The organism is Bradyrhizobium sp. GW821-FHT12B03 (genome assembly GCF_058807535.1).
The window spans coordinates 115,988-130,648 of sequence record NZ_JBXAQU010000014.1; the positions used below are offsets into that span (position 1 = coordinate 115,988).

General features: G+C 66.7%; 13 protein-coding genes. 6 read left to right on the forward strand and 7 right to left on the reverse strand.

Annotated features, from left to right (window positions below):
- The first annotated feature begins 17 nt into the window (after nucleotides 1-17).
- The 4 genes from AC1RUR_RS24945 to AC1RUR_RS24960 are packed head-to-tail and all read left to right on the forward strand — an operon-like array spanning nucleotide 18 to nucleotide 5,040.
- Complete coding sequence (locus tag AC1RUR_RS24945) at nucleotides 18-833, forward strand: SDR family NAD(P)-dependent oxidoreductase (RefSeq protein ID WP_492848866.1); 816 nt, start codon at nucleotides 18-20, stop codon at nucleotides 831-833.
- Nucleotides 830-2,971 (forward strand): acetate--CoA ligase family protein, encoded by a 2,142-nt coding sequence (locus AC1RUR_RS24950; protein ID WP_492848868.1) that lies wholly within the window; start codon nucleotides 830-832, stop codon nucleotides 2,969-2,971. The genes AC1RUR_RS24945 and AC1RUR_RS24950 overlap by 4 nt, the downstream gene beginning before the upstream one ends.
- Before the next feature lie 6 nt (nucleotides 2,972-2,977).
- Nucleotides 2,978-4,123, forward strand: coding sequence for an acyl-CoA dehydrogenase family protein (locus AC1RUR_RS24955; RefSeq protein ID WP_492848870.1), 1,146 nt, complete (start codon nucleotides 2,978-2,980; stop codon nucleotides 4,121-4,123).
- A 5-nt stretch (nucleotides 4,124-4,128) separates the two neighbouring features.
- On the forward strand, nucleotides 4,129-5,040 hold the full coding sequence (locus AC1RUR_RS24960) for an acyl-CoA dehydrogenase family protein (protein WP_492848872.1): 912 nt from the start codon (nucleotides 4,129-4,131) through the stop codon (nucleotides 5,038-5,040).
- A 23-nt stretch (nucleotides 5,041-5,063) separates the two neighbouring features.
- Here AC1RUR_RS24960 and AC1RUR_RS24965 read toward each other — a convergent pair whose 3' ends face one another.
- The 7 genes from AC1RUR_RS24965 to AC1RUR_RS24995 form a co-directional block, all read right to left on the reverse strand.
- Nucleotides 5,064-5,816, reverse strand: coding sequence for a phosphoribosyltransferase (locus tag AC1RUR_RS24965; RefSeq protein WP_492848874.1), 753 nt, complete (start codon nucleotides 5,814-5,816; stop codon nucleotides 5,064-5,066).
- Nucleotides 5,788-7,020 (reverse strand): Zn-dependent hydrolase, encoded by a 1,233-nt coding sequence (locus AC1RUR_RS24970; protein WP_492848876.1) that lies wholly within the window; start codon nucleotides 7,018-7,020, stop codon nucleotides 5,788-5,790. Before AC1RUR_RS24970 ends, AC1RUR_RS24965 begins: the two co-directional genes overlap by 29 nt.
- Nucleotides 7,013-7,798 carry an ABC transporter ATP-binding protein gene (locus tag AC1RUR_RS24975; RefSeq protein WP_492848877.1) on the reverse strand — a complete coding sequence of 262 codons (786 nt, stop codon included), beginning with the start codon at nucleotides 7,796-7,798 and terminating at the stop codon, nucleotides 7,013-7,015. The genes AC1RUR_RS24970 and AC1RUR_RS24975 overlap by 8 nt, the downstream gene beginning before the upstream one ends.
- Nucleotides 7,795-8,568 (reverse strand): ABC transporter permease, encoded by a 774-nt coding sequence (locus tag AC1RUR_RS24980; RefSeq protein WP_492849042.1) that lies wholly within the window; start codon nucleotides 8,566-8,568, stop codon nucleotides 7,795-7,797. The genes AC1RUR_RS24975 and AC1RUR_RS24980 overlap by 4 nt, the downstream gene beginning before the upstream one ends.
- A 67-nt stretch (nucleotides 8,569-8,635) precedes the next feature.
- Entirely contained in the window at nucleotides 8,636-9,580 is a 945-nt protein-coding gene (locus tag AC1RUR_RS24985; protein WP_492848879.1) for an ABC transporter substrate-binding protein, read from the reverse strand.
- Between the two features lie 115 nt (nucleotides 9,581-9,695).
- Nucleotides 9,696-10,424: a histidine utilization transcriptional repressor HutC gene (hutC, locus tag AC1RUR_RS24990; protein WP_492848881.1), complete on the reverse strand. Its 729-nt coding sequence runs from the start codon at nucleotides 10,422-10,424 to the stop codon at nucleotides 9,696-9,698.
- The gene (locus tag AC1RUR_RS24995) at nucleotides 10,421-11,779 is read right to left on the reverse strand and encodes a formimidoylglutamate deiminase (RefSeq protein ID WP_492848884.1); all 1,359 of its coding nucleotides are present in this window, start codon (nucleotides 11,777-11,779) and stop codon (nucleotides 10,421-10,423) included. Before AC1RUR_RS24995 ends, hutC begins: the two co-directional genes overlap by 4 nt.
- Before the next feature lie 99 nt (nucleotides 11,780-11,878).
- Between AC1RUR_RS24995 and hutI the strand changes: the two genes are divergently transcribed.
- Both hutI and hutH read left to right on the forward strand, forming a co-directional pair.
- Nucleotides 11,879-13,093 carry an imidazolonepropionase gene (gene hutI, locus AC1RUR_RS25000; protein ID WP_492848886.1) on the forward strand — a complete coding sequence of 405 codons (1,215 nt, stop codon included), beginning with the start codon at nucleotides 11,879-11,881 and terminating at the stop codon, nucleotides 13,091-13,093.
- Nucleotides 13,090-14,649: a histidine ammonia-lyase gene (hutH, locus tag AC1RUR_RS25005; RefSeq protein ID WP_492848888.1), complete on the forward strand. Its 1,560-nt coding sequence runs from the start codon at nucleotides 13,090-13,092 to the stop codon at nucleotides 14,647-14,649. The genes hutI and hutH overlap by 4 nt, the downstream gene beginning before the upstream one ends.
- The last annotated feature ends 12 nt before the right edge of the window (nucleotides 14,650-14,661 follow it).

The window sequence follows — 14,661 nt, forward strand, 5'->3', positions numbered from 1 at the left end:
GCCCGAAGGAGCAAGTCATGTTTTCTCTCGCGGGCAAGGTCGCGGTGGTCACCGGCGGCGGTCGCGGCATCGGCAAGGGCATCAGCCGCGCTTTGGCACAAGCGGGCGCGACCGTGATCTGCACCGGACGCACCGCGGCGCCACTGGAGGCCACGGCGGCCCAAATAGGCGAGCAGGGCGGTCATGCACGGGTTCTCGCCAATGACATCGCACAGCCCGGTGCCGCGCAGTCCATCGTTGATCGTGCGCTATCGGAATTCGGCCGGCTCGACATCTGGGTCAACAATGCTGGCAGTGCCGCGCGCGAGGATGTCGGTCCGCTGATCGATCTCGACGAGGGGCAGTGGGACCGGGTCGTCGATCTCAATCTGAAATGGACCTTCTTTGCCGCGCAGGCCGCGGCCCGCGCGATGACGGCAGGCGGCTCCATCATCAACATCACGTCGCGCTCCGCCTCGCAGCCCAACCCCATGACGGGCCAGTACGGCGCGGCCAAGGCCGGCGTCGACAATCTTACGGGAACCATGGCGGTGGAGTGGGGCCATCTCGGCATCCGCGTCAACGCGATCGCACCGGGGCTGGTGCTCACCGAGGATAATTCCGAGTTCATGTCCGGCCCGCGAGCGCAGAAGCAGATCGACGTCGTGCCGCTCGGCCGGCTCGGCACGCCCGACGACATCGGCCCGCTCTGCGTCTATCTCGCTTCCGATGAGGCGGCCTGGATTTCCGGCGTTGTCATCCAGGCCAATGGTGCAAGCCGGATCCCGTTCGGATATCTCGCTTATCTGCACAAGATTGCGAAGGCGAAGCACGAAGCTTCGGCCGCGTCATGACGTCATCGGAACGGCTCGACCCCTATCGTCGCGCCGACCTGCGGTCGCTTTACGACCCCAGAAGCGTCGCGATCATCGGTGCTTCGCCGCGGCCGGCGTCCTTCGGCGCGCGCACCGCCGCCAATCTGAAGGGCTTCTTCGGCGGCCGCACGTTTCTCGTGAACGACAAATACGACCGGATCGGCGAGACGCCGTGCTATCCGAGCCTGCGTGCGCTGCCGGCGATTCCCGACGTCGCCCTGGTCACGACGCCCGCGGCCACCGTCGAGCCGATCATCGAGGCCTGTATCGAGGCTGGCGTTCCGAGCGTCATGCTCTACGCCTCGGGGTTTGCCGAGATCGGCACGCGCGAGGCCGTCGAAACCCAGAACCGCATCGTTCGCCGCGCACGGCAGGCAAACCTCCGCCTGCTCGGGCCGAACTGTGTTGGCCTTCTGAACTACACCAGCGGCGCCCGCATTACGTTTGCGGCGGTGCCGGAAACGCGGCCGCTGGCACCATTCGCGATTGGGCTGGTCAGCCAGTCCGGTGCGCTCGGTTTCGCGCTGGCCCAGGCCATCGAGCGCGGCGTGTCGTTTAGCCATGTGCTGACATCGGGCAATTCCGGCGATGTCGACGTCGCCGACTGGATTGCCGTGCTGGCGGAAGATCCGGCCTGCGCCGTCATCGCCTGCGCCTTCGAGGGCGTCGCGCATCCCCTGAAGATGCTCGCTGCGGCCGAACGTGCCTGGGACAACGACAAGCCGCTGATCGTGTTCAAGCTCGCCACCGGCGAGACCGGTGCTGCCGCCGCACTGTCCCACACCGGTTCGCTCGCCGGCTCGGACGCGTCCTGGCGCGCCTTGCTGGAGCGCGGCGGCGCCGTCGTCGTTGACAATTTCGAGGACCTGATCGAGACGGCCGCCTTCTTCGGCAAGGTCGGTCGGCCCAACGCCGAGGGCGTGGCGGTGCTCGCAGGCTCTGGTGGCGCCGCGATCATGGGGGCCGACAGCGCCGAGCAGCACGGCGTGCCCCTGCCGCAGCCGGAGCCGCGCGTGCGCACCGTGCTCGAGGCCCGCATTCCGCCGTTTGGCGCTCCGCGCAATCCCTGCGACGTCACGGCGCAGGTGATCTCGGATTCGGAATCGCTGATGGCCTGCGCGGACGCGCTGCTCTCCGATCCCGGCTACGGCGCGCTGGTCTATGGCTGTCCCTACGCCTACGCACCTGCGACAGAACGGCTTCCGCATCTCAGCGCGCTCGCCGGCAAGCATGGCAAGCCGATCTGCGCGGTGTGGCTGACGCAATATCTGGAAGGGCCGGGTTCCGAAGTGATCGAGCGCGATCCCAACATCGCGATCTTCCGCTCGATGGATCGTTGCTTCGCGGCACTTGCAGCCTGGACTGCGCGGGCCGAGCGTGCGGCGCATTTGCCGGTCGGGTTCGTCATCGATGCCGAACGCAAGGCGCGCGCCGCTGCGCTGCTTCCGCCGCAGGAGGCCGTGCTCGGCGAGACCGAGACCAAGGCGCTGCTCGCGACCTACGGCATTGCGACGTCGCGCGACGTCACGGTCACGAGCGCGGATCACGCGGCGGAGGCTGCGCGCGCGATCGGCGGCACGGTCGCCATGAAGATCGACAGCCCTGATATCGCGCATAAGTCAGACGCGGGCGGGGTCGTGCTCGGTATCGCGGGCGATGTGGCCGTGCGCGCGGCCTATGATCGGATCATGGCCGCTTGCGCCAGCGTGGCGCCGACGGCGCGGCTGCGGGGTGTGATTGTGCAGGAGATGGTCCCGGCCGGCGTGGAAATCATCGTTGGCGTGAGCAATGATCCGCTGTTCGGGCCCATGATCGTCATCGGCCTCGGCGGCGTCCTGACCGAACTTCTGAGCGACTGTGTAACGGCGCTCGCGCCGGTCGACGAGCACGAGGCGTTGTGGCTCCTCACCCGGCTTCGGGGCGCTGCGATTCTCGACGGCTTCCGCGGCTCGCCGCCGGTCGATCGCCGCGTGCTCGCGCGCACGATCAGTCGCATCTCCGCACTCGCCTGTGCCCACCGTGATCGTCTGCGCGAGCTCGACGTCAATCCGCTCATCTGCCGCGGCGAATCCGTCGTCGCGGTCGATGGCCTCGCCGCAATCGGCCCGAACGTCTGAGAGGGGATGATGAATTTCGAATGGAGTGCCCGAGACCAGGCCTTTCGTGACGAGGTCAGGTCGTTTCTCGCGCGTGAGCTGCCGCCCGATTGGGAGAAGATCGCGCGCCACGGCCCCGGCTCGCAGCAGCAGACCGAATTCTCGCGCGAGTTCTGCGCCAAACTCGCTGAGGCCGGCTTGCTCGTCCCACACTGGCCGAAGGAGCATGGCGGTCGTGGCAGCTCGGTGTGGGAGCATTTCATCCTGGGCGAGGAGATGTGGGCGGTCGGCGAGCCGCGCGGCCCGCAATACATGAACGTCAACTGGATCGGCCCGACCATCCTGCGTTTCGGCTCCGAGGAGCAGAAGGCCCGCTACATCCCTGAGATCGCTGCCGGCAATGCGGTGTGGTGCCAGGGTTTCTCGGAGCCCTCCGCGGGCTCCGATCTTGCCTCGCTGCGGACGCGCGCCGATCGCGACGGCGACCATTTCGTGATCAACGGCTCCAAGGTGTGGACCTCCTATGCCGGCCTTGCCCAGCACTGCTTCCTGCTGGCGCGCACCGGCGGCAGCCGCAAGGACGGCATCTGCATCTTCCTGATCCCGATGCAGACACCCGGCATCACGGTGCGGCCGATCCCGGCGCTGGTCGGCAATGGCGACCTGCACGAAGTGTTCTTCCAGGACGTCCGCGTTCCCGTATCCAGCATGCTCGGCGAAGAGGGCAAGGCTTGGTCGCTGATCACCTATGCGCTCGCCAACGAGCGGATCGGCCTGCCGCGTTATCAGCTGTCCACGCGCGTGCTCGGCGAGATGGTCGAGCAGCTGAAGACAAACGGCTCGTGGAACGACGATATCGTCAGGTTCAGGGCCGGGCAGGCGCTCGCGACCTGCGAGGCGGCGCGCATGCTGGTCTATCGCGTGGTCGACCAGCGCTCGCGCGGCTTGCCGCCGAATTCGGAATCGTCGCTGGCGCGTGTCGCCATCGTCGAGGCCGATCACGCGGTCGCCAATTTCGCGCTCGACTTTCTTCCCGAGGCGTTTTCGGGCGACATTCTTCCGCTGCTCAAGCCGCATCATGAACGCGCGATCGCGGCCGGCATCGCCTCGGGCGCGGCCGAGATCCAGCTCGGCATCGTCGCCTCCGACTATCTGAACCTGCCGCGGAGCTAGGGCGCATGTTTCTCGATATCAGCGACGACCAGGACGCATTGCTGACGACGGTATCGGCCGTCCTCGCGCGCGCCAGGAGCCGGCTCGTGCTTGGAGGTAAAGCGTCCTTCGATATCGAGCTTGATGCGGATCTGGAAGAGAACGGCGTGCTCGACGCGGCCTCCTACCCGGAATTCGGCGTGTCAACAGCAGCCCTCGTCGTGCACGAGGTCTGCCGCAGTGCTTCCATTGCGGAAGCCGCGGCATCAGCCGTGATCCGGCCGTTGATCTGTCCTGAGGCGCCGCGGCCGCTGGCCGTGTTGGCTGGTGATCCCGCGCAAGCGGTGCGCTTCTTGCCGGTTGCTCGTTCAGTCCTCGTCCTGTCGGAGGTGGGCGCGTCGTGGTTTCCGGTCTCGGCCGACGACGTCGAGACCGTCGATGCCTATTTCGCCTATCCCATGGGCCGGCTTCGCCATTCCGAACGCTGCCTCGCACGGGCGCGCGCCGTCGCCGATCCGATTTTGGCGCGCCGTCTCGCCCAACTCGCTGTGGCGGCCGAGATTCCCGGTGTACTCCAGGGAGGCCTCGACAGTGTCGTCGTGCACGTCACCGACCGCCGTCAGTTCGGCCGGCCGCTCGGTACGTTTCAGTCGATACAGCACCGGCTCGCCGCCTGTGCCTCGAAGATCGCCGCGGCCAAATGGCTGGCGTTCAAGGCCGGCAGCGACAGCGCCACGCATGCCGACGCCGTCACGGCGCTTGCTTATGCGCAGACCATGGTCGACCCCATCGTCTACGACCTGCATCAATTCCTCGGCGCCATGGGGCTGACGCTGGAGCACCCGCTGTATCGCTGGACCTATCGCGCCAAACTGCTCAAGTCGGAGCTCGGCGGCGCCTCGCGCAGCAATCGCGAATTGGCAGACCTCGCCTGGTGACGTCGGGCGAGACGCCCGGCCAATCAGGGAATGGCGGGCTGCGTCTCCGCCAGCGGGATCCAGCCCGCGTCGCTGCGCTGGAAGAGCGGGCACCCGTAGACCGCGCGAACCGGAAGTGCCGCGGTCACAGCCTGCCAGCGATTGGTTTGCTTCATCGCGACGACCATGCCGGCAATGTCGACGCCGATCTTCTGCAACAGGCGCACCGCAGCAATCGCGGTTGCGCCGGTCGAGATCGCATCGTCGACCAGCACCACGCGGCGGCCCTCGATCAAGGGCAGCAGATTCGGATCCAGCCGCAGCTTCTTCCCGGCTTCGGGGCTGGTGATTGAGGTCGCGGGCTCGGACAGCGCATCGTCGTACCAGAATTTGCGGGAGTAACCGAGCGGGACATAGCGCGGCTGCCCGAGCCGTTCGGCGACCTGCGATGCGAAGGCAAGACCGAGCGTAGGCAGTCCGACGATGATCTCGGCATCCAATGCGCGCGCCTGGGTCGCCATGTGGTCTGCAAGCGCGGCGACGACGAGGTTTGAAGCCTGGTTGGCGATGAGCGAGGCGACGGCGCGGTCGCCATCGGGCAATTGGCGCAGCGGCAGGACGAGGACGCGGCCGCAGGGCAGGGTGACGGGATAGCCGAAGCGATGGGGTGGCGTCGCCGAAAAGGGTGCGGGGATGTCCGGCGCCAAGTCCTGCCAATAGCCGGTCGTAGCCTCGGTATAGGTGCCGTTCCCGGTCATGATGCCGGCATCAACCGCCGAGGATCCGCCGGCAGGCATCGACGAAGACCTGCGCGCCGGCGACGATGTCGGCGTCCGCAGTATTCTCGGTCCAGTGATGACTGATGCCGCCGATCGACGGCACGAACAACATCGCCGCGGGCATGATGCTCGCAAGCATCTGCGCATCGTGGCCGGCGCCGCTGGGCATGCGGATGGAGCGTCCGCCGGCGACCGCCTTGCTCGCAGCTTCGATCGCATCCTGAAAGCCGGCGTCCATCATCGCGGGCGCGCCGGTGCGAATCTTTTCCATGGTGACGCTGCAGGGGCCCTTCGCGCTGACCTCATCGGCCATCGTGCGCAGCAGCTCCTCGAGCCGCGCGATGACGGAAGGATCGTCGTCACGGATCTGGAATAGCATTTCGGCGCCGCCCGGAATGATGCTCGGCGCGCCCGGATCGAGCGTAATGCGGCCGGTGGTCCAGACTGTGCGCGGGCCGCAAGCGGCCGGGAAACGCTCATCGATCGCGACGCAGAACTTCGCCAGCGCCAGGCCGGCATCCTTGCGCGCCGCCATGCGTGTCGTGCCGGCGTGGTTCTGCTCGCCGGTGAAATTGATGCGATATTGCCAGATGCCGACGATGGAGGTCACGACGCCGACCGCGAGCTTGCCGCTCTCGAGCGTGTCGCCCTGCTCGATATGCGCCTCCAGATATCCGACGTGCCGCCCCTTCTCGACGGCGACACGCGCGCGTCCGGCGAGCCCCATCTCGGCGAGCGCATCGCGCATGGGCCGTCCGTTGGTGCGGTCGCGCGCGGCGTCGATTTCAGCTTCGGTCACTTGCCCCACATAGGAGCGCGAGCCGAGGAAGCTACCGAAATGCCCTTCCTCGTCGCACCAGGCGGCGACTTCGACCGCGCCCTTCACGGCGGGATCGGCATTGAGCACACGGGCGGCTTCGAGCGCATAGACGACGCCGAGCGGACCATCGAGCCAGCCGGCATAATTCTGGCTTTCCAGATGCGAGCCCGCCAGAAGCTTCGGCCCAGACTTTGGGCTGGTGCCGAAGACGTTGCCGATGCCGTCGATCGCGGCGGCGAGATTCGCATCGGGCAGCTTGCGCACGAGCCATTCCAGCGATTGCTTGTGCGGCTCGGAGAACGTCGGCTTGTGCACACCGGTCTTATAGGCGCCGATGGCACGGAGCGCATTGAGGTCGGCGAGAACCCGTTCGCCATTGGCGCGGGACTGAGTGTCAGGCATGTTCGGCAACCTTCAGCGCCTCGGTGCGGATTTCCTCGACCAGCCGTTCCTTGAGCTGGACGAATTCCGGCGTGGTCTTGATCTTGTAGGAGCGCGGATGCGGCAGGTCTATGGCAATCTCGGCCTTGATCCGGCCGGGACGCGCGCTCATGACGACGACGCGGCTGCCGAGGAAGATCGCCTCCTCGATGTCGTGGGTCACGAACAGGACGGTCTTCTGGTCGCGCTCCCAGATTCCGAGCAGCATTTCCTGCATGAGGGCACGGGTCTGGTTGTCCAGCGCGCCGAACGGCTCGTCGAGCAGCAGGATTTTCGGATCGTTGGCAAGCGCGCGGGCAATCGCGGTGCGCTGCTGCATGCCGCCGGACAGCTGCTTCGGCCAGTGGTTCTCGAAGCCGGACAACCCGACCTGGCGAATGAAGGTGTCGGCGACCTTGTGACGCTCCGCCTCGGACACGCCGCGCTCGCGCAGGCCGAAGGCGATGTTCTCGCGCACGGTGAGCCACGGGAACAGTGTGTAGGACTGGAACACCATGCCGCGATCGGCGCCCGGGCCGGACACCTCGCGCCCGTCGAGCGTAACGCGGCCCGAGGTCGGACGGTCGAGGCCGGCGACGATGCGAAGCAGCGTGGACTTGCCGCAGCCTGAGGGCCCAAGGATCGTGACGAAGTCGTTGTTGCCGATGGTGAGGTCGGTCGGCTCCAGCGCCCTGGTCGGCGCATTGCCGTGGCGCGCGGGGAAGGTTCGCGAGACCTGTTCGATCTTGAGGCTCGTCATGCGAGCTTCCACGGAAACAGCCAGGCGTTGAACGCCTTGAACAGGAAGTCGGAGACGAGGCCGATCAGCCCGATCACGATGATGCCGAAGATGATCTGGCCGGTGTTGAGCAGGGCCTGGCTGTCGGTGATCATGTGGCCGATGCCGGAGGACGAGCCGATCAGCTCGGCAACGATGACATAGGTCCAGGCCCAGCCCAGCACCAGCCGCAGAATTTCCGCGATCTCCGGCGCTGAGGAGGGCAGCAGCACACGGCGGATGACGCCGCGGTCACTGGCGCCCAGCGTATAGGCGGCCTCGACCAGATCGCGCCGCGTCGCGCCGACGGTCACGGCGACCATCAGGATGACCTGGAACACCGAGCCGATGAAGATGACGAGCAGCTTTTGCATCTCGCCGATGCCGGCCCACAGGATCAGGAGCGGGATGAAGGCGGAAGCAGGCAGATATCGCGCGAAGGAGACGAACGGTTCGAGGAAAGCTTCGACCGGCTTGTAGGCGCCCATCAACACGCCGAACGGCACCGCAATGATCGCGGCCAGCGCAAAGCCGCCGACGACGCGCCAGATCGTCATGCCGATGTCGAACAGGAAGCCCTGCTTGGCCAAGAGGTCGTAGCCTTCCTGCACCATGGTCAGAGGGTTGGCGAGGAAGGTCTTCGAGACGTGGCCGCCAAACGTCGCCCAGGACCAGAGGGCGACGAACAGCGCGAAGAACGCAAGGCCATAGGCCACGCGCTGCCTCGATGTCACAGGGTCCAGGGGACGCATCAAACTGTCTATCCGAATGGTCATGCGCCGGCTCCGCCTCATGACGGAACCGGCAGCTTGCAGGAGTCTACTTGATGAAGCTGGCGTCGAAGAGGTCCTCGACCTTCGGCGCAGCCTTGATGATGCCGATCTCGAGCAGGAGGTCGGCAGCCTCCTTGTTGAAGGTCAGGAAGTCGCCGGCGAAGAACTTCTGGTTCGCGGCCTTGTCTTGCCAGCGCAGGTATTTTGCGGAGTTCCCGAACGCCTCGCCGGTCTGCTTCACGTCGGCGCCCATGATCTCATAGGCCTTGGCCTGATCCTTGGCGATCATGTCGAGCGACTCGAAATAGCTGTCGGCGAGCGCCTGCGCTGCTTTCGGATTCTCGCTGAGGAATTTCGGCGTGCAGCCGAAGGTGTCCATCACGATCGGATAGTCCAGTGTGGTCGCGATGATCTTGCCCTTGTCGGGGGCGGCGCGCACGGTCGACAGATACGGCTCATAGGTCATCGCGGCGTCGTTCTGGCCAGAGACGAAGGCCTGCGCGGCCGCGGCGGGCTCGAGATTCACCACGGTCACGTCCTTCGTGGTGAGGCCGTTCTTCTTGAGCATCCAGGCCAGCGCGAAATAGGGCGAGGTGCCGGGGGCGGAAGCCGCAACCGTCTTGCCCTTCAGATCCTTGATCGCGGCGACGTCGTTGCGCACGGCCATGCCGTCGGCGCCATAGCTCTTGTCGAGCTGGAAGATCTGCTTGGTGGCGACGCCGTTGGCGTTCCAGGAGATCCAGGTCTCGACCGTGGTCGCGGCGCACTGGATGTCGCCGGAGGCGATCGCCAGGTGGCGGTCCTTCTGCGGGATCTTCTTGATCGTCACGTCGAGACCGTTCTTCTTGAAGATGCCGGCCTCCTTCGCCAGCGTCAACGGCGCGAAGCCGGTCCATCCGGAGATGCCGACGCCGACCTTGACGTCGTCGGCGAGCACCGGTGTGGAGGCCGCGAGGGCAATGATTGTCGCAAATACCTTTGTACTACGCATGTTTGTCGTCCTCTTGCCGATCGATGGATTGACGTCCTGTTGATCTGTCTATTTCGATCCGGATTGCATGGACCTTTGCCCGAGCCGTTGCACGATTTGTGCCGACATTCTTCTCTCAGCCTCCCTTGAATCGGGCGACAAGGCGGTGAGAGTCACCGGGATAGAGCAGCCGAACCGCGGTGATCGTGCGTGAGCCACGCCAGGTATAGCGGTCGATCACGAGGCAGGGCGCGCCGATTGCGATGTCGAGCGCCCCCGCCGTGCGATCGTCCGCAACGATAGCGCTGATGGTGTGCTCGGCCTCTGTCCATGGGACGTGGTGAAGCAGCCACGAGCCGGGCGGTTCGCGCGAGAAATCCGCGGTCGCAGCATCCGGCACGGATGACAGATCGATCAGCCTGTCCTCGACGGCAAAGGGCACGTTGTCGGCGCTGTGGCGGCAGCTGATCGCGACCACCTTGCCGGCCTTCTTCACGCCAAGACGCTCGCGGTCCGCGGCGGTCGCAGCGCGCAGCTTGCGGCCGATCATCTCGTAACCGTAGCTGCGGCCGAGCGCGGTGATCTCGGCACGCATGTCCGCGATCTTGAGAACGGCCGACTGGTGCTGCGGCCGGCGCACGAACGATCCGGCGCGCCGGCGCCGCTCGATCAAATCGGCCTGGGCGAGCTCCGACAGCGCCTTGTTCACCGTCATGCGCGAGCAGCCGTAGCGCGCCACCAGCTCGTGCTCGAACGGAATGCGGTGGCCAGGCGGCCACTCCCCGGTCAGGATGCGCTTCTCGATGTCGGCGCGGATCCGCTTGTAGAGCGTCGGCTGGTCGGCTGTGCCCGTGGCGAGGCTCATGCGAGCAGCCTCCGCACCGATGCGTTGAAGCGCTCGCGCGCGGCCTGACGCAGCCGGTGCCGTCCGCCTTCGACGACCTTGTCGCCGCCGGCCCAGACGCAATCGATCGCGCCGCTGCCTGCGGCAAAGATCCAGCCATCGATGATGGCGTCCTGCTTACGTCCTGCCAGCGACGGATGCGCGGTGTCGAGCGTGACGATATCGGCACGCCCGCCCGGCACGAGACCGGCGGTCGCCTGCGCCAGTGCCTGCGCGCCGCCGGCGAGGGCATGATCGAACAGCGTCCGTCCCGTCGAGGCGCCTGCGCCGCCGGACAGCACGTTGCGCTGGCGATGCTTGAGCCGCTGGCCGTATTCGAGCTGGCGCAGCTCGTCGGCGACGCCGATCAGCACGTTGGAATCGGTGCCGACGCCGAACCGGCCGCCGGCGTCGAGCAACTCGCGGGCCGGAAAAATGCCGTCGCCGAGGCTTGCTTCGGTGATGGGGCAGAGGCCCGCCACCGCGCCGGTCTTTGCGAACGCGGTGACCTCCTCGTCCGTCGCGTGGGTCGCGTGGATGAGGCACCAGTGCCGATCGAGGGGGGCGTGCTCAAGCAGCCACTGCACCGGGCGCCGGCTCGACCAGGCCAGGCAATCCTCGACCTCCTTCACCTGCTCTGCGGCATGAATGTGCACGGGGCCGCCGCCGGCGAGCGGAATGATCGCCGCGAGCTCGTCCGGCGCCACCGCGCGCAAACTGTGCGGCGCGATGCCGATATTGGCCCCTGGCAATGTTGCGATCGCCTTGCGCGATGCAGCCATCAGCGCGGCGAACCGATCGACCGAGCAGATGAAGCGGCGCTGGCCGGCATGCGGCGCTGCGCCGCCGAAGCCGCCATGCGCATAAAAACTGGGCAGCAGCGTCAGGCCGATGCCCGACGTCTCAGAGGCCTGCGCAATCCGCGCGGCCATTTCGGCAAGGTCGGCGTAGGGTGAACCGTCGCGATCATGATGCAGATAGTGGAATTCGCCGACGCGGGTAAAACCCTGCTCCAGCATCTCGACATAAAGCAGCGTCGCAACAGTCGCGACGTCGTCCGGCGTCATCGCCAGCGCAAAGCGATACATCGTTTCGCGCCAGGTCCAGAACGTATCGGTCGAGTCGCCGCGCAGTTCCGCAAGTCCCGCCATGCCGCGCTGGAAGGCGTGGCTGTGCAGGCTCGCAAGGCCAGGAAGCGCGATGTCGTGGCGTTCGTCGCCGGCGGCCGGCGCCACGCCCGGTGTCACCGCCGCGATCGCGCCGGCGGTGATGACCACCTGCACGTCATTGGCCCAGCCCGAGGGCAGGAGCGCGGAGGCGAAATGCAGTCGGGTCATGATTACACGCCGGCTGGACAGAACCGCCTTACGATTATATGTCTAGACATATAAGTCAAGCATCCCAGGGCGCAGGGACATCCGCGAAGGGACAGTTGCATGGCAGAGCGCTTCGACCGGATCTGGCACAATGCCCGCCTCGCCACGATGCGGGCAGATCGCCCCGATCTCGGCGAGATCGAGCATGGCGTGATCGCCGCGCGGGGCGGTCACATCGCCTATGCGGGCGCAGCGGCGGACTTCCCTGTTGATGCGGATGCCATCAAGCGGATCGATTGTGGGGGGCGCTGGATCACGCCCGGCCTCGTCGACTGCCACACGCATCTCGTCTACGGCGGCAACCGCGCGCACGAATTCGAGCTGCGCCTGAAGGGCGCGAGCTACGAGGAAATCGCGCGTGCCGGCGGCGGTATCGTCTCGACGGTCGCCGCGACGCGCACGGCGAGCGAGGCCGAGCTGGTCGCGAGCGCGCTGCCGCGGCTCGACGTACTGATCGGCGAGGGCGCCACCACGGTCGAGATCAAGTCCGGCTACGGCCTCGATGCCGAGACCGAAATGAGGCAACTCGCAGCTGCCCGCAGCCTCGGCCGCCAGCGGCCGGTTGCGATCCGCACATCCTTCCTTGGCGCGCACGCGCTGCCGCCCGAGGCCAACGGCGACAAGGATCGTTATATCGATCTCGTCTGCAAGGAGATGTTGCCCGCAGTTGCAAGGGCTGGTCTTGCCGATGCCGTCGATGCTTTCATGGAGGGCATCGCGTTCTCGGCGGAGCAGACCGCACGGGTGTTCGAGACGGCGAGAGGACACGGGCTGCCGGTCAAGCTCCACGCTGATCAACTGTCGAACCTTGGCGGTGCCGCGCTCGCCGCAAAATTCTCGGCGCTGTCGGCCGATCACCTTGAGCATACCGATGATGCTGGTGCCGCTACGATGGCGAAGTCGGGCACTGTGGCCGTGCTGCTGCCCGGCGCCTTCTACTTCATCCGTGAGACGCAGAAGCCTCCGGTCGAGGCGTTCCGCAAGCACGGCGTCCCCATGGCGCTGGCGACCGACTGCAATCCTGGCAGCTCGCCGCTGACCTCGCTGCTGCTGGCGATGAACATGGGCGCGACGCTGTTCCGGATGACGGTGGCCGAATGCCTCGCCGGCGTCACCCGTGAAGGCGCGCGAGCGCTCGGCATGCGCGATGAAACCGGCACGTTAGAGGCCGGAAAATGGTGCGATCTCGCGATCTGGGACATCGAGCGTCCCGCCGAGCTCGTCTATCGCATCGGCTTCAATCCGCTGCATCGCAGGGTATGGAGGGGACAGTGACGGGGCAGGGCGCGGTGATCGTCGTCAAACCGGGAACGGTCGGCCTCGACGATCTCGCGCGCGTGCTTGCCGGACAGCCCGTCGTGCTCGATCCGTCGTTCTGGCCGCGTGTCGGGGCGGCCGCGGCGATCGTCGCGAAGGCGGCACACGCCGCCGCGCCGGTCTACGGCATCAATACTGGGTTTGGAAAGCTGGCGTCGAAGCGCATCCCGCCCGATCAGACCGCGTTGCTCCAGCGCAACCTCATCGTCTCGCATTGCTGCGGTGTCGGTCCGGCGACGCCGGAGCCGATCGTGCGCCTGATGATGGCGCTGAAGATCATCTCGCTCGGGCGCGGCGCTTCCGGCGTGAGGCGCGAGGTGATCGAGCAGTTGCAGGAGATGCTGGCGCTGCGCATCTATCCGCTGGTGCCGCAGCAGGGCTCGGTCGGCGCCTCCGGCGACCTCGCGCCGCTCGCGCATATGACCGCCGTGATGATCGGCGAGGGGCAGGCGATCGTCGACGGCAAGACTGTGTCCGGCGGCGAGGCTCTTGCCGGCGCGGGGCTCGCGCCCCTGACGCTCGGCCCCAAGGAGGGGCTCGCGCTGATCAACGGCACGCAGTTCTCGACCGCCTATGCCATCTCCGGCGTGCTGCGAGCCTTCCGCCTGGCGCGTGCGGCGCTCGTCACTGGCGCGCTGTCGGTCGATGCGGCAATGGCTTCCACGGCGCCATTCCGCCCCGAAATCCAGGCACTGCGCGGCCATGCCGGGCAGATCGCCGCGGCCGCGACGCTGACCGCGCTGCTCGACGGCAGCGACATCCGCCTGTCGCATCTCGAAGGCGATGAGCGCGTGCAGGATCCTTACTGCCTGCGCTGCCAGCCGCAGGTCGCAGGCGCCGCGCTCGATCTGATCTCGCAGGCTGCGCGAACCTTGATCGTCGAGGCCAATGCCGTCACCGACAACCCGCTCGTTCTGGTCGAGACCGGCGAGATCGTCTCGGGCGGCAACTTTCACGCTGAGCCTGTGGCCTTTGCCGCCGACACCATTGCACTGGCCCTGTCGGAGGTCGGCGCGATCAGCGAGCGACGCATTGCGACGCTGGTCGATCCCGCGCTGAACTTCGGCCTGCCGCCGTTCCTCACGCCAGATCCCGGCATCAATTCCGGCTTCATGATTGCGGAGGTCACGGCGGCCGCGCTCTATGCCGAGAACAAGCAGCGCGCGGCGGCCTGCTCGATCGATTCGACGCCGACCAGCGCCAACCAGGAAGATCACGTCTCGATGGCCGCGCATGCCGCGCGGCGGCTGTCCGACATGGCCGACAATCTCGCCGCCATTCTCGGCATCGAACTCCTGGTCGCCGCGCAAGGCATCACGTTGCGCGCGCCGCATGCGACCAGCGCTCCGCTCGTCGCGGTCATCGCCGCCCTTCGCGAACAGGTGCCTGCGCTCGGTGCCGATCGCTACATGGCCGGCGATCTCGCCAAGGCCGCTACGCTGATCGAATCCGATGCCTTGCCGACCATCGCGCTCACGGCGCTTCCAACCGACCCGTTTCCAAGACTCGCCTGAAGAGGTTTCCGC